Here is a 20,625-nt window from a genome sequence, read left to right on the forward strand (position 1 = left end):
AATGACCGACGTACTCAGCCTGAAAAAAGCGAACTGTAAAAACTGCCATAAATGCATCCGGGTCTGCCCGGTGAAGTCGATCCGCTTTGCCGATAACCAGGCCAAAATCATCAATCAGGACTGCATCCTCTGCGGACGGTGCGTGGTCACCTGCCCGCAGAATGCCAAGAAGGTCCGCAACGACCTCACCGAGGTGATCGGCGCGATCGGCAGCGGCAAAAAGGTGGTCGCGAGCGTGGCCCCCTCGTTCATCAGCGAGTTCCCGGTTGATGGGATCGGGCAGTTCGAAACGCTGCTGAAAAAGCTGGGGTTCTTCGCTGTGCGCGAGACAGCCGAAGGCGCATATATCGTCAAGCGGGAGTATGAGCGGATGATCCGTGAGCATCAGCAGGAGGTCATCATCTCTTCCTGCTGCCCAACTGTCGTCTCCCTGATCCAGAAATACTATCCGGCTGCGCTGCCGTACGTCGCACCGGTCATCTCCCCGATGCTCGCCAGCGCGCGCCAGATCAAGGCGGAATTCCCGGATGCGTATGTTGTGTTTATCGGCCCGTGTATCTCCAAGAAGGAGGAGATGCACAAGCTGCCCGGCTACATAGACTGTGTACTGACCTTTGACGAGCTGGAACAGTGGCTCATCCGGCGCGAGATCAAGGTGGAAGCGCTTGAGGCAGATGGACAGCCCGAGGGGGATGGACGTCTGTCCCGGTTTTTCCCCAAGACGGGCGGAATCATCGAGTGTATGGACCTCGACTTTGAGAGCGGTTATGAATACCTGCCGGTTGACGGGGTGGAAAACTGCATCAATGCGATCAAGGAGATCGAGAACGGCAGCCTGAACGGCTATTTCGTCGAGATGAGCGCCTGTGAGGGGAGCTGCATCAACGGCCCGTTCACGCGCCAGTATAAGGATTCGATCCTGCGGAGCCGCCGCCGGGTCAACCAGTATGCCCAGCCCGACCGCTCCAGGCGGACCGATTTCAGCATCAAGCCGGATTTCGGTCTGATGCGTCCGCTGCCGGTCGAGCTGGTGCGGGAGCACCGCCCGTCTGAGGCGCAGCTCACCGAAATCCTTGCCAAGATGGGCAAGACCCGCCCGGAACACGAGCTGAACTGCGGAAGCTGCGGCTATCCGACCTGCCGGGACAAGGCGGTTGCGGTGTTCAACGGCAAGGCGGACGTTGGGATGTGCCTGCCGTTCATGCGGGAGAAGGCCGAATCCTTCTCAAACAACGTGTTCAGCATCACCCCAAACGCAATCATTGTGCTTGACGAGGACCTCTGCATCCAGAAGATGAACATGCCGGCAAGCCATCTGTTTGGGATCAGCAGCCAGAAACTGATTGGCTCGATGATTATTGAGCTGATGGACCCGACCTATTTCCAGGATGTACTGGACACGGGGAACGATGTCATCGACAAGCATATCTATCTGCCAGAGTTCGACAAGCATGTTGAGCTTTCGATCGTGCGGGACGAGGAGCACCATCTCCTGTTCGGGATGCTTAAGGACATCACCTCGGAGCACAACCGCCACGAAAAGTATAAGACCCGCCGCGACCAGACGATCGAGATCACCGACAAGGTGATCGAAAAGCAGATGCGGATCGTCCAGGAGATCGCTTCGCTGCTCGGCGAGACGACCGCCGAAACCAAGGTGGCGCTGACCCAGATCAAGAATACGGTTCTGTCGGAGGAAACATGATGGACAGACTGTTTATGGAGAATGGCTTCATCAGCCTGATTAAATATGGGGAGGAACTTTGCGGCGACCGGGTGATGGTCAAGACGCAGAACCCAAAGGGTGACTTTACCATGGTGCTGGCGGATGGTTTGGGCAGCGGTGTAAAGGCCAACATCCTTTCCACCCTGACTTCCCAGATTATCGCAACCATGATCGATTCGGACATGTCGATCGAGGAGTGTGTCACCACCATCGCGCAGACCCTGCCGGTTTGTTCGGTGCGGCAGGTCGCCTATGCGACCTTCTCGATCCTTAAGGTGCACGACGGCAACCAGATCGACCTGATCCAGTACGACAACCCGGACATTATCGTGCTTCGCAACGGCAAAAACTATGAGTATGAGCGGGAAGAGCGGGTAATTTCGGGAAAGAAGATTCTGGAGTCCCATTTTGAGGTCCAGCTCGGGGACATCTTCATCGCAATGAGCGACGGGGTAATCCATGCCGGGATCGGGCAGTCGCTCAATTTCGGATGGGAACGCCCGAATGTGATCGAATACGCCGAAACCCACTGCAAAAAAGAGATGTCGGCAAAATCCATCGCGAGTATGCTCAGTGACGCCTGCCGGGAATTGTATATGGATAAGCCGGGTGACGATACCACGATCGCGGTGCTGCGTATCCGGGAACGCCAGCTTGTCAACCTGATGATTGGCCCGCCGGTCAACAAGGAGGACGATGAGCGGGTCATGGAGGAGTTTTTCTCGCAGGGCGGCAAACGGATCGTCTGCGGCGGCACCACCTCTTCGCTGGTCGCACGGTATCTCAATACAACGGTCGAAACCCGTCTGGACTATCTGGATGCAAACATCCCGCCGATCGGGTTCATCAAAGGGGTGGATCTCTGCACCGAGGGGGTGCTGACGATGGGCAGGGTGGTCGAAATCGCCAAGCAGTACGCCTCGGCGTCAGATAAATACACCGAGTGGCTGGACAAAAAAGACGGTGCATCGCTGATTGCCCAGATGCTGTTCGAGGAGGCAACCGACGTCAACCTGTTTGTGGGCCGCGCGATGAACCCCGCGCATCAGAACCCGGAGATGTCGATTGATTTTTCGATCAAGCTGCGTTTGATTGAGGATCTCGCAAAATACCTTGAGATCATGGGCAAGCATGTCCACACCAATTATTATTGACCTTCGCACAACAGCCCCCGCCTCTGCAAAGAGGCGGGGGCTGTTTTTCAAACATGCGGCAGGCTGCGGGGGCGCTGATTCCCGGTCCCGCAGCGGATGCTTCAAAAGTACAGCTTGCAGGGCAGACTCCAAACCGGAGCGGAACAGAGCCACGCCTTTTCGTCAGTTTACGCAGGCATCAGACCTATGACAAAGATGACCAGGATCAGGACCGGTGCAACAAATTTGATCATCAGAGTGAAGAACCCTCTGATCCGGAACTGCACCCCATTCTGTTCGATCTCCTGCGTCACCTTATCAATGCCCCAGACATGCCCGACAAAGACACAGGTGAACAGCGCGGCCAGCGGCATCAAAATTTTATCGGTCAGGAATCCGAGCGCATCGAACAGGTTCATGCCGGCGATGGTCAGGTTCGGCATAGGACCCATCGAAAGCAGTGCGAAGATACCGATAATCCCCATCAGGCTGCCCAGGATGATGGCCGCATTCCGGCGCTTCCAGTGGAAATGGTCGATGAAATAGGCCACAACCACCTCAAACAGGGCGATTGCGGAGGTCGCCGCTGCAAAAAAGACCAGTACAAAGAACAGCAATCCAAACAGCCGCCCCATGAACATCGAGTCAAATACCGCGGGCAGGGTTTCAAAGATGAGGCTGGGTCCGGCGGTCGGCTCAAAACCGAACGAGAACACCGCCGGCAGGATCGCAATACCTGCAAGTACAGCGATCAGGGTGTCCAGCCCTACGATCAGATAGGTATTTCTGGGCATATTCGATTCCTTTTTCAAGTAGCTGCCGTAGGTGATCGTAATGCCAAGCCCCAGGCTCAGGCTGAAGAACACCTGCCCCATCGCAAGCACAATCACATTGCTCAGCTCGGAAAAGGAGCTGAAAATCTCGAAGCGGGGCACAAACAGGAACTTCAGCCCTTCCACCGCATTGGGCAGCAGTGCCGAACGCACAGCGACGATAATCAGCAGCGCGAACAGGCCAGGCATCATCCATTTGCTGACCCGCTCAATGCCGGCAGCGACCCCGCCGATGACTACCAGCCCGCAGAATGCCAGAAATACAATATGCCAGACTGCCGATTCAAACCCTTGCCCTACAAAATTTCCAAAAAAAGTGGAGGTGCTTTCGCCAAAATCCCCGCCCAGCAGGTAGACGGAAATGTATTTGAGCACCCAGCCACCCACTACACTGTAATAGGAAAGGATGGTGAACGCACAGAGCACGTCAATCGCGCCGACGAATGCCCATTTTGGGTTGAGCTTGTGGAACGCGCCGATCGCATTGAGCTGGGTGCTGCGCCCAATCCCCATCTCCGACAGGGTGATCGGGACACCGAGAATCAGGGCAAACAGGATGTAAAAGACGATAAAGAAACCGCCGCCGCTGCTGCCTGCAATATAAGGGAATTTCCAGAGATTCCCCAGGCCGATTGCAGACCCGGCTGCCGCCATGATAAACCCAATGGATGAGGTAAAATGCCCTCGCCCCTTCGCTGATTTTTTCGACATAACCATACTCCTTTTCCGTTTCACGCATAACCATAGTCCAATACATTGACACAAACAAAAAATCCTGTCCTCTGTTTTCACAAAGGACAGGATTGTATCCTGCGGTACCACCTTACATTGACGCACACAGCACGTCCACTCTGCGGATGCAAACACATCCCGGAGCTGTAACGCGCTCCCCGCGTCGTACACTACTGGGCAGAATGCTGCTGTTTGCATACGCTCTCAAGGGCTACTTTATCGGTTCCGCCTTCCGCCGGGCTTCCACCACCGCCGGCTCTCTGTGGGTGCGCAAACCGTTTTACTTCCCTGTCAACGATTTTGTGTGATGATTGTGTCTAAATTTATTAAAGCATACTCCGCCGTATTTGTCAAGAAAAATCCGGAAAATGAGAAAGAAGGGGCTTTTCAGGATTTTCTCGGACTGTCGGACGCTGCCTCCAGAGGCTTATTCGGGCGTATGTGCGGGCTTCCGGTCAGGATGCAGCAGTTCATGCCCCCCAATCAGGGGACGCCGAAGTGTCGCCCTTGTTTTTTCTTATCAGACGGGTCCCCGCTCCCGCAGGCACTGTTCCACCACCCTTGGGGGCAGCGCAGTATACCGGCTGACCTGTTCCACCGTCCAGCCATTGGCGCGGCAGTCGGCGAGGGTCTGCCTGTCGAGCAGGAGAAACCCTGCGAAGAGGTCCGCTTCCCGCTCGTAGCGGGCAGTGACAAAATCGGTGCTCTGTTTCAGGAAGAAAGAGTTGTATCCGGTGTGCAGCAGCGCGTGACCCAGTTCATGCGCGCAGACGGCTGCACGTTCCTTGGGGTCGGATAGTCCGCTGTTGAGATAGACGATCGGTACCCCAAGCGGACTGGCATAGAATCCGCGGATCCCCGCAGGAAGCGGCAGCTCAAGCAGTTCCACATCCAGAAAGCCGCAGAGGGCGAACGGGTCAGCGGTGTGGAACCGCTCGACCAACGCATCCGCAGCCGATTTGAACCGTTCCATGAAAACCTCCCTATGGTCTTGTTGTCAGGCTTCCCCGCCATTGTTTGTGCGGCGGCGCAGTTTCTCAACCGCTACCATCGTTCCCACTTCGATCGCATCTACCACCTGCGCGATGTCGCTTTCTGAAAGCGGCATCCCGTTAAACATCAGGCCCTGCTGGGAAAGCAGGTGGGCTCGGAAGTCCTCTATAACGTCATTCAGGTCAATATTGCTCTGTAAAGCGGCCTGCTGTTCACTGAGTACGGGGCTGTCCAGCAACAGCGAATCGCTGGAGACTTCAAACAGCTGACAGATCTTCAGCAGGGTGGCATGGTCCGGGCTTCGCCTGCCCTGTTCGTACATGCCGACTGTACTGGTGGAAATTCCCAACGCTTTCCCCAGTTCCTGCTGCGTCATACAGCGAGATTTGCGCAGCATTTTCAATTTTTCTCCAAGCATGTTGACTCACCTCACATCTTTATATTATCACATATTGTGTAATTTGTAAATCTTTTTTTCTGAATTTCCCTTGACAAAACACGAATCGTGTGATAATCTAATAAAAAGAACATATGTTTACACAGTTTGTGGAAAATGGAGGGGTCTAACCGATGTATTTACACCAGCTCGCTTGTCAATATGAAGAGGCTGCCGGACGGATTCAAAAGCGGATCGCTGAACTAAAGAAGGCAGCAGAACAGGCATACGGCCAGGAGGCTGCTTCGCTCCAGAAACGGATCGAAACACTCTATACGGAACTGCATGACCTGCGGGTTGTTGCAAAACATCTGGACGGGTATTGCTCCGCCGATGCAAAAGAACCCGGCTGATTTTTTCAGAACCACGGCTATCTCACCAGACTTTGATTTTCGAGGAGGAGTTTTGATTGTTTGAACAACGGCGCACCGTCCAGCTGCGGCAGGACTTCTCACAGCTCAGCAGCCGACCTATCTCTGCCAACGACAATTCCAGACAGCGGGAAAAGTACCGCAAATTCCTGTCAGCCGCAATCAAATCCCTCCCGCCGCGCCAGCGGGATTCGATCCGGCTTTATTATTTGGAAGGCAAAAAGCAGCAGGAAATTGCCGAGCTGCTTGGGGTTGAGCGTTCGACTGTCAGCCGCAGACTTAAGGCTGCGCGGCAATCGCTCCAAAAACTCGCTGCGCTTTTTACGGATGCCGGAATCTTTTAATAGCTGCTTTGTACCGAACGAAAAACCATGTTGTTGACATTTAGCGCCCTGATGAGTATAATAAGGATTATACCAGCGGGCGTGGCGGAATTGGCAGACGTGCTAGATTTAGGCTCTAGTGGTGTAAACCGTGCAAGTTCAAGTCTTGTCGCCCGCACCAAAAAAGAGGCGGGCACCAAGGGTGCCTGCCTTTTTTATAAAATTTTTTCTTAAGCTGCGTGTCATGTGCAGCGAATATGCAACTTTTTCTGTCAAGGAGAACTTTATAGAGGATTTTATTCCTTATCTTTCGATTAGGAGGTCTTTCCATGACAGAGGAAAATGACAATGATCGGATCAGCCAAACCTTGCTGGTTCATGGCTGGCTATAACGAAATGCTGCTGCGGATCGAGCCTGAAAAAACCATCTGCTACAATGTCGCCCTTTCCGGAAATGCAGGGCGACATTGTATTTGTGGATTACGGCCGCAGTTCCTGGAGATACATGAGCTATGAGCGGCCCTATCAGGCAGAAGACTTGGATGCCTTCAAAATCGGCGGGCAACCGAAGGGCTTCTATAAGGAGGTCATTCACAGCAGTCACCTCGGCAAAACGTAAAAGCCCGCCGGTCGACCGGTGGGCTTTTCTCCTGTCTCTGCCTGTCAGCATTTATGCTTTTTCATATGCGCCCAGGATTTCAGCGACATACAGAAAATGATAGTCCTTCTCCGGATAGTTGACCTGGTCGATCGACTGGTCAATCAGGCTGTCCGGGGTAAGCCGTTGACAGTAAAGCTTCCGGCAGGTGAGCGCCAGATCAGACTGTTCAAGCACCGGCGCGCCGTCCAGCTCGGCAGCGGTAAACCCGCAGGCTGCCAGCTTATCCTCGTCCCGGCCGGAGTGTGACCCGCAGTATTGCAGCTGCTTGCGGTAGTCCTCTGGCAGGAAGCAGACCGAAAACCGCTCGGACGCATCGACCAGCTCGCGGGTGTACCGCTGCGGGCGCAGGAAGATATAGACCACCGGCTTGTTCCAGAGGATGCCTACGCCGCCCCACGACGCAGTCATCGTGTTGGTTTTGTCACCGACACGGGTGGTCACCATCGCCCATTTTTTCCCGATCAGGGAAAACGGGTTTTCGGTAATGTCATAGATAGAAAGCTGCTTCATGATGCAATTCCCCTTTTCGATAGAATATCCCCGTACAGTATACCACGTTTCCCGGAAAAAAGAACCCCCTTTTGTGCAATGTTACCCAATAAAAAATCGAATAAGATGAATATTCATGCAAAAATAAGGGTTGAAATTGTATGAATATGATGTATAATAGGTCATATCGTGAATGATTAACCATACGGAGGTTTATTGTAATGGAAAAGAAGCAGTATAAAAAGGTTGTTCTCGCCTACTCAGGCGGTTTGGATACATCGGTTCTGATCCCCTGGCTGAAAGAAAATTACGGCTGTGAGGTTATCGCGGTGTCAGCCGATGTGGGACAGGGCAGTGAGCTGGACGGGCTTGAGGAAAAAGCGCTCAAAACAGGCGCATCCAAACTCTACATCGAGGACCTGACTGAGCCGTTTGTGGATGATTTCATCATCCCTTCGCTCAAGATGGGCGCAGTTTACGAGAACCGTTACCTGCTGGGGACCGCGTTTGCACGCCCGCTGATCGCCAAGCGGCTGGTCGAGATCGCCAAGAAAGAGGGCGCTGACGCGATTGTACACGGCTGCACCGGCAAGGGCAACGACCAGGTCCGGTTTGAACTGGCGATCAAGGCATTTGCCCCGACGATGGACATCATCGCCCCGTGGCGGTTCTGGGAGCTGAACAGCCGCGAAAAGGAGATCGCCTACGCGGAAGAACACAACATCCCGCTCAAGATCAACCGTGAAACCAACTACTCGAAGGACAAAAACCTCTGGCATCTCTCCCACGAGGGCCTCGACCTTGAGGACCCCTCGAACGAGCCGGATTACGATAAGATCCTCGAAATGGGCGTCTCCCCCGAGAAAGCGCCTGACAAGCCGACCTACATCACCCTGCGGTTTGAGAAGGGCGTCCCGGTCGCGCTGGACGGTGTGGAGATGAAGCCGATCGACATCATCCGCAAGCTCAATGAGGTTGGCGGCGCGAACGGCATCGGGTTGATCGACATGGTAGAAAACCGGCTGGTTGGCATGAAGAGCCGCGGCGTATACGAGACTCCGGGCGGCACCATCCTCTATCACGCCCACAACAAGCTGGAGGAAATCTGCCTTGACAAGGAAACCCAGCACTACAAGATGCAGATGGCGATTAAATTCAGCGAGATCATCTACAACGGCCAGTGGTTCACCCCGCTGCGCGAGGCAATGAGCGCGTTTGCGGACAGCACCCAGCAGAACGTGACCGGCGAGGTCAAGCTGAAGCTCTACAAAGGCAACATCATAGACGCGGGCATGACCTCTCCGCACTCGCTCTACTCGGAAGAGATGGCGACATTTGGTGAGGATGAAATCTACAATCAAGCGGATTCGGCAGGTTTCATCAATCTGTTCGGACTGCCGATCAAGGTCAAGGCGCTGCTCGACGAGCAGAAGATCAAGTGAGGGTTTGCAAAATCGAGTAAAACTTTGATGAAAAACGGTTAACGGGGCTGTGGCACAGGCGGCGGGTTCGCCCCTCTGCCCGGCCTTTTTGGTTCCAACCCGTTCCGACAGTGAGAAAGGAATTTTACGAATGAAAATGTGGGCAGGACGGTTTTCCAAAGAGGTGGACGACCGGGTAAACGACTTTAATTCCTCCATCCGGTTTGATGCGCGGATGTTTGAACAGGACATCGCCGGCTCGATGGCACATGCGCAGATGCTTGGCGCACAGGGGATCATCGAAAAGGTGGATGCAGACCGGATCTGTGACGGGTTGGCGGGCATCCTTGACGATCTGAAATCGGGTGCACTCCCGTTCGACCCGAACGCCGAGGACATCCATATGTTTGTGGAGCAGGTGCTGACCGAGCGGATCGGGGATACCGGAAAACGGCTGCACACCGCGCGTTCCCGCAACGACCAGGTCGCGCTCGATATCCGGCTCTATCTGCGCGATGAGATGAAAACGGTCTCCTCCCTGCTGTTCGATCTGGTAGCCGAGCTGGCGGACAAAGCCGGGGAGCATCTGGAAACGGTCATGCCCGGATATACCCATCTCCAGCGCGCCCAGCCGGTGACGTTTGCGCACCATCTGATGGCCTATGCAAATATGTTTATGCGCGATCTCTCGCGCATCCAGGATGCCTGTGCCCGGATGGACTTTCTGCCGCTCGGCAGCGGTGCGCTGGCGGGGACCACCTACCCGATCGACCGGCAGCTGGCCGCCCGGAAGCTTGGTTTTTCCGGCGTAACCGCGAACTCGCTCGACGGGGTTTCCGACCGGGATTTCTGCATTGAACTTTGCAGTGCGCTGTCAATGGTGATGATGCACCTTTCCCGGTTCTCGGAGGAGATCGTCGCGTGGTGCTCGTGGGAGTTCAAGTTTATCGAGCTGGATGACGCGTTTGCCACCGGTTCGAGCATCATGCCGCAGAAGAAGAATCCCGATGTTGCTGAACTGGTGCGCGGTAAGACCGGGCGTGTTTACGGTGACCTGATGGCGCTGCTCACCGTCATGAAGGGGCTGCCGCTTGCCTACAACAAGGATATGCAGGAGGATAAAGAGGCGGTTTTCGACGCGGTGGACACGGTCAAGCTCTGCCTTTCGACCTTTACACCGATGCTGCATACCATGACCGTCCTCAAGGAGAACATGCGCAATGCCGCGGCGCGCGGATTCATCAACGCGACCGACTGCGCCGACTATCTGACCAAAAAAGGGGTGCCGTTCCGGGATGCCTATAAATGCACTGGAGGGCTGGTGGCCGAATGCATCTCCAAGGGGCTGACCCTCGAAACCCTCCCGCTCGCGTCCTACCAGAATGCAAACCCGATCTTCGATGAGGACATCTATCAGGCGATCAGTCTGGAGACCTGCGTCAATGGGCGTACGAGCGAAGGGGGCCCCTCTCCCAAGGCGGTACAGAAACAGATCGCACAGATCCGGGCGTTTCTTGACGGGGCGTCCGGGGAAAAACAGGGTTAGGAGGGACTGCGCATGGGAAAGATTCAGGTTGGCGTGATCGGTGCGACCGGGTATGCCGGGCTTGAGCTGGTGCGGCTGCTGCTCGCGCATCCGGATGTGGAGGTTGCGGCGGTATCGTCGGTCAGCTTCGAGGGACAGACGGTCAGCGAGGTTTACCCCCAGCTCACCGGGATTTTTGATCGGGTCCTGACCAACGACCGCGCGGTTGTGGATGCCTGCGACGTGGTGTTTGGTTCGATGCCTGCGGGGCTTTCGGAGCCAATCGCGCGCGCAGCGTATGACAAGGGCGCCCTGTTTATCGACATGGGCGCGGATTTCCGGTTGAAAAACGAGGAGGACTACCGCCAGTGGTACGGCAAGGAATACACCGACAAAGCCCTGCATCAAGCGGCGGTCTACTCGATTCCCGAGCTGCATCGTGACCGTCTAAAAAATGCCCGGCTGATCGGCAATCCGGGCTGCTATGTCACCTCGGTCTGCCTCGGGCTTGCGCCGCTCTTCCGGGCGGGCGCGGTTGATCCGGACACACTGGTGATCGATTCCAAATCCGGTGCGACCGGTGCGGGCCGCGGGCTTGCCCTCAACACCCACTACACCGAATGCAACGAGGCGTTCGCGCCCTACAAGGTTGCCTGTCACCGACATACCCCCGAAATCGAGCAGGTGCTCGGGGAGCTTGCGGGCAGGCCGGTGCAGGTCACCTTTGTGCCGCATCTGCTGGCGGTCAACCGGGGGATCGTCTCGACCATGTATATGAAGCTCACCGGTGGGTTCGGGGAGCCGGAGGTCCGCAAACTGTTTGATGATTTCTACCGGTCGGAACCGTTTGTCAAGCTGCTCCCGCAGGGCGCGGTTGCCAACCTCAAAAATGTGAAATATTCCAACTACTGTCACATTTCCCTGCACACCGACCCGCGCACCAACCGTCTGATCGTGGTTTCCACCCTTGACAACATGGTCAAGGGGGCGGCTGGCCAGGCGATCCAGAATATGAATCTCGTGCTCGGGCTGGAGGAGGCCGCTGGCCTGCGGATGGTTCCGCCCGCGTTTTAAATGGACTGCCAACCCACTAAAAAATAAGCGTTTCTATTATAAAGGAGTGAAACAGCGATGTCATTTAAATTTGTCGATGGCGGTGTCTGCGCTGCCAAAGGGTTCAAGGCCAGCGGTATCTGGTGCGGCATCCGCGCCAACCGCACCAAGCGTGACCTTGCACTGATCGTCAGCGAAGCCCCCTGCGCTGCTGCCGCGATCTATACCCAAAACAAGGTCAAGGGTGCTCCGATCCTGGTCACACAGGAGCATCTGGAAAACGGGACTGCCCAGGCGGTTCTCTGCAACTCGGGCAATGCGAATACCTGCAACGCGGACGGCGAGTTTATCGCGCACGCGATGTGTGAAAGCGCGGCCAATGCTCTGAAACTCTCAGAGGACGATTTCATTATCGCATCGACCGGCGTGATCGGACGTCCGCTCCCGCTCGAACCGATCACCAAAGCAATGCCTTCGCTTGTTTCAGCGCTGCGTGCGGACGGCGGCACCGAAGCCGCCGAGGCGATTATGACCACCGACACCCTGCGCAAGGAGGTGGCGGTCAGCTTTGACCTTGAAGGTAGGGTCTGTACGGTCGGCGGGATCGCCAAGGGCAGCGGGATGATCCATCCCAACATGGCGACCATGCTCTGCTTTGTCACGAGCGACACCGCAATCAGCCCCGAGATGCTGCGCAAGGCATGCAAGGTGGTTGCAGATGAGACATTCAACATGATTTCGGTGGATGGCGACACCTCCACCAACGATATGATGTCAGTCATGGCGAACGGCCTGGCGGGAAACGACCGGATCGAGAGCGAGAACGCCGGGTACTTCAAATTTGTGCAGGCGCTGACCATGGTCTGCCGCCAGCTTGCAAAACTGATTGCCGCGGATGGCGAAGGCGCAACCAAACTGCTCGAGTGCACAGTATTGGGCGCGCCCGACAAGGAGACCGCCAAAAAGGTCGCGAAATCGGTGGTCTGTTCCAACCTGCTGAAAGCGGCGATGTTTGGCGCGGACGCCAACTGGGGACGGGTGCTCTGCGCGATCGGCTATACCGATGCGGATTTTGACATCAGCCGGATTGCGGTCGAGTTCTCCTCCAAGGCCGGGACAGTGCAGGTCTGCGAAGGGGGCGCGGGGGTCGCGTTCAGCGAGGAGACCGCCAAACAGGTGCTTTTGGAATCGGAAATCCATATCGAGATTGACATGGATCAGGGGGTCGGGCAGGCGACCGCATGGGGCTGCGACCTGACCTATGATTATGTGAAAATCAACGGGGACTATCGGACTTAATCTGCACGTTTGGAGGATTGGATATGAACATCAGCAACACCGACAAGGCGGCAGTGCTTGCGGAAGCGCTGCCTTACCTGCAAAAATATTACAACAAGGTCGTTGTGGTCAAATACGGCGGGAATGCGATGGTCAACGACGCGCTCAAAGAGGCGGTGATGAGCGACATTGTGCTGCTCTCGCTCGTCGGGATCAGGATCGTGCTGGTACACGGGGGCGGCCCGGAGATTTCCGCTGCGCTCAAGGCGGCCGGCAAAGAGAGCCGGTTTGTCAACGGGCTGCGGTATACCGATCAGGAAACGCTCGACGTGGTGCAGATGGTCCTCTGCGGCAAGGTCAATAAGGAGCTGGTGCGCCTGCTCCAGCGCAAGGGCGGCCGGGCGGTCGGGCTTTGTGGGATCGACGGGCAGATGATCCACGCGGAGAAAGCGCAGTCGGGCGAGGATCTCGGCCTGGTCGGGGAGGTAGCGGGGGTGAATGCCGCTCCGATCCTCGATGTGCTTGAGGCGGGCTATATCCCGGTCATTGCGACGCTGGGCGTGGGAACCGACGGCACCGTCTACAACATCAACGCCGACGCTGCTGCTGCCCGGATCGCCGCCGAGCTGCACGCCGAAAACCTGATTTCGCTCACCGACATCCGCGGCCTGCTGCGGGATCGTGACGACGACGCCACCCTGATTTCGGAAGTGCGGTGCAGCGAGCTGCCCGCGCTGGTCCGGCAGGGGATTGTCTCGGGCGGCATGATCCCCAAGGTCGAATGCTGTGTCGAGGCGGTGCGCCGGGGGGTCAGCCGCGCGTTCATCATTGATGGAAGAATCCCCCATTCAATCCTGATCGAGATGATGACCAACGAGGGGATCGGTACCATGTTCCTCGGCTGAGGATTCTGCTAAAGGAGGTCGGTTTCTGTTGGTTACACCGGATTCGATTCTTGCATACTGCATGGAACATCTGGAAGGGGTGGTCCTGCGGGAGAGCTGGGGGGAACGCGGGATCTACTACAACCCTGGCGAAACGCTGCCCCGTGGGGTGTACATCCTGACCATTAAGGAGAAGGACGGGGGAAATGACCGCGCATCTCAGCTTGACAGGGAGGGCGTTTACCGGGTCAATCTGGGGCTGCGCAAACCATCCTTCCGGGCGCTGTTTGGGGAACTGCCCAAACGCCCGCCGGCGGGCGGGGTGGTTGAAATGCCGTATGATTTCGCCGCGCTCGACCGCCTGATCCCGCATCCTGTCTATGCGTGGATGGGCTGGATTGCAGTGCTCAGTCCGGGCGAGCAGACCTTCCGGGAGCTGCTCCCATATATTGAAGAGGCATATGGTTTTGCAAAAGAGAAATACAACCGGCGTAAACGGAAATAGAAAGCGGGGAAATCAGAATGGGATTCAAGGAGCTGGACCAAAAGTATATTGCGCACAGCTACGCGCGGTTCGACCTGGAGGCGGTCAGCGGCAAGGGGGCCGTCTGCACTGGTGCGGACGGCAAAACCTACATCGACTTTTCGACCGGTATCGGCGTGGATTCGCTTGGGTTCTGCGATGATGGCTGGGTGAAAGCGGTCTGCACACAGGCCGGAAAATTGCAGCATATCTCCAATCTCTATTACTCCGAGCCGATGGTCCGGCTCGCTGAAACCCTCTGCACGCGCACCTTTGCGAAAAAGGTGTTTTTTGCAAACTCGGGCGCGGAGGCAAACGAGGGGATTCTAAAAGCCGCTCGTAAATACAGCCATGACAAATACGGTAAGGGGCGCCATACCATCATCGCGCTGGAAAACGGGTTCCACGGGCGTACGGTGACCACCCTTTCCGCGACCGGACAGGACGTTTTCCACCAGTATTACGATCCATTTACCGAAGGGTTCCGGTTCGTGCGGGCGGGTGATGTGGAAGCACTCCGGGCCGCTGCGGATGGGACGGCCTGCGGCATCCTGCTCGAGCTGGTGCAGGGGGAAGGCGGCGTGGTGCCGCTTTCACAGGAGTTTGTCAGCGCGGCGGCGCAGCTCTGTGCCGAGCAGGACATCCTGCTGATGATCGACGAGGTACAGACCGGTGTTGGCCGCACCGGGAAGCTGCTCTGCTCCGAGCACTACGGGATTACCCCCGACCTGACCTCCCTTGCCAAAGGGCTGGGCGGCGGGCTTCCGATCGGGGCGGTCCTACTCGGGGAAAAGTGCGAATCGGTGTTCGGATACGGCGACCACGGGACCACCTTCGGCGGCAATCCGGTGGTCTGCGCGGGTGCAAACGAGGTGCTGCGCCGGCTGGACCAAACGCTGCTCGACGAGGTCTCTGAAAAGGGGGCATATCTCACCAGAAGGGTGCTTGAGATGCCGCATGTGGTGAGTGTCGAGGGCAAAGGGATGATGCTGGGGATCACGCTGGACGGTTTGGAAAGCAGGCCGGCCGCGGCGGAATGCCTGCGGCATGGGTTGATTATCCTGACTGCCAAGGCCAAGCTGCGGATGCTCCCGCCGCTGACCATCTCGTATGCGGAGATCGACCGGGGACTGGAAATTTTGAATGAGGTGCTGGGACAATGAAACATCTGTTGAAACTGTTGGACCTGAGCGGCCAGGAGATTATCGAGATTCTCAACCTTGCCGACCAGCTCAAATATGAACTGAAACATGGGATCAGCCATCCTTACCTGAAGGATCAGACATTGGGCATGATCTTCCAGAAATCCTCCACCCGTACGCGCGTCTCGTTCCAGGTGGGGATGGGGCAGCTCGGCGGGTCTGCGCTGTTCCTCTCGTCGCGGGATTTGCAGATCGGGCGCGGGGAAGCGGTAGAGGATACTGCGCGGGTGCTCTCCCGTTACCTGGATGGCATCATGATCCGCACCTTTGCGCAGGAGGAGGTTGAGGACCTCGCCAAATACGGCAGTATCCCGATCATCAACGGGCTGACCGACTTCTGCCATCCATGCCAGGTCCTTGCCGACCTGCTGACTGTGCGGGAATACAAAGGTTCCCTGGAAGGGCTGAACCTCTGCTATATCGGCGACGGGAACAACATGGCCAATTCGCTGATTGTCGGCGGGCTGAAAGTGGGGATGAAGGTTTCGGTTGCGACCCCCGGGGATTACCAGCCGGATGCGCAGGTACTTGCGTTTGCGAAGGGCTATCCCGGGCAGTTCAAACTGGTGTCCAGCCCGAAGGAGGCCGCTGCGGGTGCGGATGTGGTATTTACCGACGTTTGGGCGTCGATGGGGCAGGAGGGCGAAGCCGAACTGCGCAAAAAGGCGTTCGAGGGCTATCAGATCAACGACGCACTGCTCCGGGAATGCGCGCCGGATGTGATGGTGCAGCACTGCCTGCCCGCGCACCGGGGAGAGGAGATCACCGCCGAGGTGTTCGAGGCGCACGCCAACGAGATTTTCGACGAGGCGGAAAACCGTCTGCACGCCCAGAAGGCAGTATTGGTCAAGACAATGGCAAAGGACTTCCAGAAGGAGCCTTCGGTATAAACTGTGCGGTTCTGCCGCCATGCAAAAGCGGTCCGGATACACAATATCCGGGCCGCTTGTTCTGTCCGCATTGGTCCAAAACGCATATTTTCAAGGGTATGCATTGAACCGGACAGGTGTTTATGATAAAATCAGAGCAAACCATCCAAACTTGAAAGGAGAAACAAGCATGGCGAAAACAGCGTGGATCTTTTCCTACAAGCTCAGGAAAAATGTGACCAAGGAAGAATTCATCGAATGCACCCAAAAGCTGCATGACGAGGTCATATCCAAGGCAAAGGGGTTTCTCTCGTGGGAGCATTATCTACAGGATCAAACATGGACGGATTTTGTCCTTTGGGAGACAGAAGAGGACGCAAAGAATGCCACAACGGTAGGGCAGGGAAAGGAAGTCACCGAAAAATTCTATGCCTGCATCCAGATGCAGACCTGTAGAGCGCTTATTTCACAACTCGTGAAACAGTATTAGGGTTTATCTGAAATTGCAAATCGGAATCTGAGGGGGACAAAAGCGATGGAATACGCGGATTATGTGCGGCAGGGGCTGGAGGGAGAAGAACAGCTCAAACTGATCCTGTGCGGGAGCATACAAGATATGGGATCGGGCAGAGCGGGCGTTGTGTCGGTGGTGTATGCCACTAAGAACAGGGATTTGGCAGAGCAGAAGATACGCACATTGGCGGCAGCAAACCCGGAGCATTATTACATGGTTTACAGCGTGCCGCTCGACACGGATTTAACCGAACTCCCGCATTATCCATCAATCGCAGTTACAGAGGACGATTTTCGGTAGAAGCGTGAGACAGGGAGCGTGCTGCGAACAGGAAACCAAAGGGGGTGTATGGGTGAAGCATACGGGTTTATTGGCGCTGCTGCTGGCGGCAGCGATCGCTGTGACAGCGGCGGGATGCAAGGATAAGGGGGGAAAAGAGGAACCGCAGGGGACGGTTTCTTCCTCTGCGCCCGAGCCGGTCGACCGGAATTTCCCGGTTTCGATTGGGGAAATCCGTATCCCCGAACGGCCGGAACGGATCGTCTCACTCTCCCCCGCCTTGACCGAGGTGCTCTGTGAACTGGGGGCGGAGAGCCGTCTCGCGGGAGTCAGCGATTTCTGCGACTATCCGCAGTCGGTCGAAGGGCTGGACCGGTGTGGTTCCGCCTCGCTCCCCAACTTCGAGGCGATCGCCGCCCTTTCACCCGATGTTGTTTTCACCTTCGCACCGCTCGCACAGGCGGATGCGGTCCGGCTCCAACAGATGGGCGCAGAGGTGGTGGTGCTCGGCAGGGCGGACAGCCTTGAAGCGCTGTCGGAGGTTTACGAAACCGCGGCGACCATCCTTGACGGAATGGAGGATGGCGCGGAAAACGGCCAGACGGTGTTTGGCGGCCTGCGCGCGGGTTATGATGCGTTAAAAGCGCGCGCGGACAATCTTTCTGAGCCGCTGGGGGGAATCCTCCTGCGGGAACCGCCGCTCCTGATGGCGACCGGCGATACCTTTGAAGGGGAACTGCTCGAATGGATCGGGGTTGAGAACGATGCGGCGGAATTTACCGGCTGGGTCTATCCGTCGGACAAGGCGGTAGACCTCTATCCCGACCTGATCTTTTATGACCAGTCGATTGACCCTTCGTATTTTCAGTCTACGCCGGTATACAGCACCACCGGTGCATTTCAGAATGGACGGCTTTATCCGGTTGACATGACCGCATTTGAGCGGCAGAGCGGGCGGATGCTCGATGAGCTGACCCACATGTTTGAATCCGCATATCCGGAAGGTTAGGAGGAAGATGGATGATCACAGGCGCACAGGCGATGGTGGAATCGCTCAAACAGGAGGGCGTTTCCACCGTATTCGGCTATCCTGGGGCAGCGATCTGCCCGTTTTATGACGCCCTTCGCGGCTCTGGAATCCAGCATATCCTTGTGCGGTCGGAACAGAACGCCGGACATGCCGCATCCGGCTATGCGCGGATCACCGGCCGGCCGGCGGTCTGCATCGCGACTTCGGGTCCGGGCGCCACCAATCTGTTCACCGCGGTTGCGACCGCTTGCATGGATTCGATCCCGCTGGTCGTGATCACCGGGCAGGTCGAGACCCGTCTGCTCGGCCGGGACGTTTTTCAGGAGGTCGATACGACCGGTGCGGCGGAACCGTTCACCAAATACGGCTATCTGGTCAAGGAGGTGCGGGAGATTCCCCGCGTATTCAAGGAGGCGTTCCATATCGCCTCGACCGGGCGCAAAGGCCCGGTCCTGATCGACATGCCGGTCGATGTCCAGCAGCAGTCCCTCCCGTTCGCCTATCCCGCCTCGGTCGACATCCGCGGCTATAAGCCCCGGTTCAAGGGGCATCCGGTGCAGGTTAAACGGGTGGCACAGGCGATCTGCGCGGCGAAAAAACCGCTCCTCTGCGTGGGCGGCGGGGTACATGCGGCGGACGCGGCAGAACGGGTGTGCCGGTTCTGCGAGCAGTGCGGGATGCCTGCGGTATCGACCTTAATGGGGATCGGCGTTTTCCCGTCCGCGCACCCGCTCTATTTCGGGATGCTCGGACAGAGCGGTTTCCGCTCGGCCAACCGCGCGGTCGAGGAGAGCGACCTGCTGGTGATCATCGGTGCGCGGGTGGGCGACCGGGCGGTAAACTCCCCGTCTGCACTCGAACAGGCCACCGAAGTGGTGCATATCGACATTGACTCCGCCGAGATCGGCAAAAACCTCGGTGCAACCATCCCGCTGGTGGGGGATGCGGGTGCAGTCATCGAGCAGCTTTGTGAGCAGAAGCCTTCCGGGGTATGGGAGCAGTGGCTCTCCCATCTGCGGGAACTGCGGGAGCAGGAGCCGCGCCCGTACACTGAAAAACCGGGCGCGGCTGACCCGCGGCGTTTGGTAGAGGCCCTGTTGGAAAAGATGGAGCCGGATGCGGTCTATGTTGCGGATGTGGGGCAGAACCAACTTTGGTCTGCGCGGTATTATCGTGCGCGGGGCGGGCGTTTTTTGACCTCGGGCGGCATGGGGACGATGGGTTATGCGCTTCCGGCGGCGGTTGGGGCCAAGCTCGCAGCCCCAAACCGGCAGGTGGTCGCGGTCTGCGGGGATGGGTCGTTCCAGATGTCGATGATGGAGCTTGGCACTGCGGTGCAGCATGGTGTAGATGTCAAACTGGTGGTGGTCCGCAACAACCGCCTTGGTCTGGTGCGGGAAATTCAGCAAAATCGGTATGGCGGGCGGGAGATCGCAGTCGACCTTTCGGGCAGCCCGTCGGCCTGCGGGATTGCGGCGGCATACGGCATCCCGGCATGGCAGGTGTCGGACAATGGCAGCCTGGGACAGGCGGTCGAGCGTCTGCTCCGGACAGATGGCCCCGCCCTGATCGAATGTTTGGTGGACCCGAAGGAGGCGACCGAATGAAACGGATTATCTCGGTACTGGTGGAAAATAAGGCGGGCGTGCTCTCCCGGACAGCGGGACTGTTTGCGCGCCGGGGGTTTAATATCGAGAGCCTCGCGGTTGGTGAAACCGAGGACCGGAGCGTCTCTCGTATGACGATTGTGGCCAGAGGGGACGAACGCACCCTCGAGCAGGTGGAAAAGCAGCTCAATAAACAGATCGACGTCATCAAGGTGCGGATGCTCCCGGCGGAGACTGCGACCCGTCGGGAACTGGTCCTTGTCAAGGTGAATGCCGACCAGCAGAACCGCGGCGGGATCATCGACATTGCTTCGATCCTGAACGCGAAGATTGTCGACCTTTCGCACACCACGCTGACCGTCGAGCTTTGCGACCGCCCGGAGAAGGTCGACCTGCTCCTCGAGATGCTGACCCCTTACGGAATCGCCGAGGTCGCCCGGACCGGGATGGTCGCGCTGCAAAAGGGTTCGGAAGCCATCCAGAACATCTAATTGCCAGTTGTATCCGAAAAATTTTGTTTTCGGATACAACTTTATATTTTTTATGTATTAAATATAAAAATATATTTACAAAATAATCTTAACATTATATAATATTAAAAGCAAATTATATATTTTAAACATATAATTTGCTTTTAATTAATTTTATCATAAAGGAGTGATTCCATTGCACTAGGGCTTGTTTGAAAAATAAATATTGCACAAACCAAATAAAAGTGCGAAAATAGAGCCATGAAGCGATAT

At 56.7% G+C, this 20,625-nt stretch carries 21 protein-coding genes, 1 tRNA gene and 1 other annotated feature; of the genes, 18 read left to right on the forward strand and 4 right to left on the reverse strand.

What is annotated here, in order from left to right; genetic code table 11:
- The first annotated feature begins 1 nt into the window (after position 1).
- The gene (locus tag D5269_RS10130) at positions 2–1,705 is read left to right on the forward strand and encodes a [Fe-Fe] hydrogenase large subunit C-terminal domain-containing protein (RefSeq protein WP_120485261.1); all 1,704 of its coding nucleotides are present in this window, start codon (positions 2–4) and stop codon (positions 1,703–1,705) included.
- The gene (locus tag D5269_RS10135; protein ID WP_016315663.1) at positions 1,705–2,880 is read left to right on the forward strand and encodes a SpoIIE family protein phosphatase; all 1,176 of its coding nucleotides are present in this window, start codon (positions 1,705–1,707) and stop codon (positions 2,878–2,880) included. The genes D5269_RS10130 and D5269_RS10135 overlap by 1 nt, the downstream gene beginning before the upstream one ends.
- Before the next feature lie 167 nt (positions 2,881–3,047).
- Here the strand turns inward: D5269_RS10135 and D5269_RS10140 are convergent, their stop codons facing one another.
- The 3 genes from D5269_RS10140 to D5269_RS10150 all read right to left on the reverse strand — a co-directional run bounded on the left by D5269_RS10140 (position 3,048) and on the right by D5269_RS10150 (position 5,835).
- A complete protein-coding gene (locus D5269_RS10140; RefSeq protein ID WP_016315664.1) occupies positions 3,048–4,403 on the reverse strand; it encodes a sodium-dependent transporter in 1,356 nt (451 codons plus the stop codon).
- A 79-nt stretch (positions 4,404–4,482) separates the two neighbouring features.
- Positions 4,483–4,728, reverse strand: a binding site (T-box leader).
- A gap of 216 nt (positions 4,729–4,944) precedes the next feature.
- On the reverse strand, positions 4,945–5,397 hold the full coding sequence (locus D5269_RS10145) for an ImmA/IrrE family metallo-endopeptidase (protein ID WP_120485262.1): 453 nt from the start codon (positions 5,395–5,397) through the stop codon (positions 4,945–4,947).
- 24 nt (positions 5,398–5,421) lie between these two features.
- Positions 5,422–5,835, reverse strand: a complete 414-nt coding sequence (locus D5269_RS10150; RefSeq protein ID WP_120485263.1) for a helix-turn-helix transcriptional regulator — start codon at positions 5,833–5,835, stop codon at positions 5,422–5,424.
- A 152-nt stretch (positions 5,836–5,987) separates the two neighbouring features.
- Between D5269_RS10150 and D5269_RS10155 the strand changes: the two genes are divergently transcribed.
- From D5269_RS10155 to D5269_RS10165, 3 genes are all read left to right on the forward strand, one after another.
- Positions 5,988–6,206 carry a hypothetical protein gene (locus tag D5269_RS10155; RefSeq protein WP_016315667.1) on the forward strand — a complete coding sequence of 73 codons (219 nt, stop codon included), beginning with the start codon at positions 5,988–5,990 and terminating at the stop codon, positions 6,204–6,206.
- Positions 6,207–6,262: 56 nt separating this feature from the next.
- Positions 6,263–6,568 (forward strand): sigma-70 family RNA polymerase sigma factor, encoded by a 306-nt coding sequence (locus tag D5269_RS10160; protein ID WP_016315668.1) that lies wholly within the window; start codon positions 6,263–6,265, stop codon positions 6,566–6,568.
- 75 nt (positions 6,569–6,643) lie between these two features.
- Positions 6,644–6,728, forward strand: a tRNA-Leu gene (locus D5269_RS10165).
- Between the two features lie 489 nt (positions 6,729–7,217).
- Here D5269_RS10165 and D5269_RS10170 read toward each other — a convergent pair.
- Positions 7,218–7,718, reverse strand: a complete 501-nt coding sequence (locus tag D5269_RS10170; protein WP_016315670.1) for a flavin reductase family protein — start codon at positions 7,716–7,718, stop codon at positions 7,218–7,220.
- Positions 7,719–7,918: 200 nt separating this feature from the next.
- On the opposite strand from D5269_RS10170, the gene D5269_RS10175 reads away from it, so the two are divergent.
- The 13 genes from D5269_RS10175 to ilvN all read left to right on the forward strand — a co-directional run bounded on the left by D5269_RS10175 (position 7,919) and on the right by ilvN (position 20,373).
- On the forward strand, positions 7,919–9,139 hold the full coding sequence (locus D5269_RS10175) for an argininosuccinate synthase (RefSeq protein WP_120485264.1): 1,221 nt from the start codon (positions 7,919–7,921) through the stop codon (positions 9,137–9,139).
- 130 nt (positions 9,140–9,269) lie between these two features.
- Positions 9,270–10,664, forward strand: a complete 1,395-nt coding sequence (gene argH / locus D5269_RS10180) for an argininosuccinate lyase (protein WP_016315672.1) — start codon at positions 9,270–9,272, stop codon at positions 10,662–10,664.
- 12 nt (positions 10,665–10,676) lie between these two features.
- Complete coding sequence (argC, locus tag D5269_RS10185) at positions 10,677–11,717, forward strand: N-acetyl-gamma-glutamyl-phosphate reductase (protein ID WP_120485265.1); 1,041 nt, start codon at positions 10,677–10,679, stop codon at positions 11,715–11,717.
- 57 nt (positions 11,718–11,774) lie between these two features.
- The gene (gene argJ, locus D5269_RS10190; RefSeq protein ID WP_016315674.1) at positions 11,775–12,995 is read left to right on the forward strand and encodes a bifunctional glutamate N-acetyltransferase/amino-acid acetyltransferase ArgJ; all 1,221 of its coding nucleotides are present in this window, start codon (positions 11,775–11,777) and stop codon (positions 12,993–12,995) included.
- A gap of 23 nt (positions 12,996–13,018) precedes the next feature.
- Complete coding sequence (gene argB, locus D5269_RS10195; protein ID WP_016315675.1) at positions 13,019–13,879, forward strand: acetylglutamate kinase; 861 nt, start codon at positions 13,019–13,021, stop codon at positions 13,877–13,879.
- A 28-nt stretch (positions 13,880–13,907) separates the two neighbouring features.
- On the forward strand, positions 13,908–14,363 hold the full coding sequence (locus tag D5269_RS10200; protein WP_256374365.1) for a DUF6194 family protein: 456 nt from the start codon (positions 13,908–13,910) through the stop codon (positions 14,361–14,363).
- Between the two features lie 17 nt (positions 14,364–14,380).
- Positions 14,381–15,544: an acetylornithine/succinylornithine family transaminase gene (locus tag D5269_RS10205; protein WP_120485266.1), complete on the forward strand. Its 1,164-nt coding sequence runs from the start codon at positions 14,381–14,383 to the stop codon at positions 15,542–15,544.
- Positions 15,541–16,473 carry an ornithine carbamoyltransferase gene (argF, locus tag D5269_RS10210; protein ID WP_016315678.1) on the forward strand — a complete coding sequence of 311 codons (933 nt, stop codon included), beginning with the start codon at positions 15,541–15,543 and terminating at the stop codon, positions 16,471–16,473. Before D5269_RS10205 ends, argF begins: the two co-directional genes overlap by 4 nt.
- A gap of 169 nt (positions 16,474–16,642) precedes the next feature.
- Positions 16,643–16,942 (forward strand): hypothetical protein, encoded by a 300-nt coding sequence (locus D5269_RS10215; protein WP_016315679.1) that lies wholly within the window; start codon positions 16,643–16,645, stop codon positions 16,940–16,942.
- Positions 16,943–16,987: 45 nt separating this feature from the next.
- Entirely contained in the window at positions 16,988–17,266 is a 279-nt protein-coding gene (locus D5269_RS10220; protein WP_016315680.1) for a hypothetical protein, read from the forward strand.
- A gap of 52 nt (positions 17,267–17,318) precedes the next feature.
- Entirely contained in the window at positions 17,319–18,254 is a 936-nt protein-coding gene (locus tag D5269_RS10225; protein WP_158604936.1) for a helical backbone metal receptor, read from the forward strand.
- An 11-nt stretch (positions 18,255–18,265) separates the two neighbouring features.
- A complete protein-coding gene (gene ilvB, locus D5269_RS10230) occupies positions 18,266–19,882 on the forward strand; it encodes a biosynthetic-type acetolactate synthase large subunit (protein ID WP_120485268.1) in 1,617 nt (538 codons plus the stop codon).
- Positions 19,879–20,373 (forward strand): acetolactate synthase small subunit, encoded by a 495-nt coding sequence (gene ilvN, locus D5269_RS10235; RefSeq protein ID WP_120485269.1) that lies wholly within the window; start codon positions 19,879–19,881, stop codon positions 20,371–20,373. Before ilvB ends, ilvN begins: the two co-directional genes overlap by 4 nt.
- Positions 20,374–20,625 lie beyond the last annotated feature (252 nt).

Source organism: Anaerotruncus sp. 1XD42-93 (genome assembly GCF_009917605.1).
Taxonomy (GTDB): Bacteria; Bacillota; Clostridia; order Oscillospirales; family Ruminococcaceae; genus Anaerotruncus.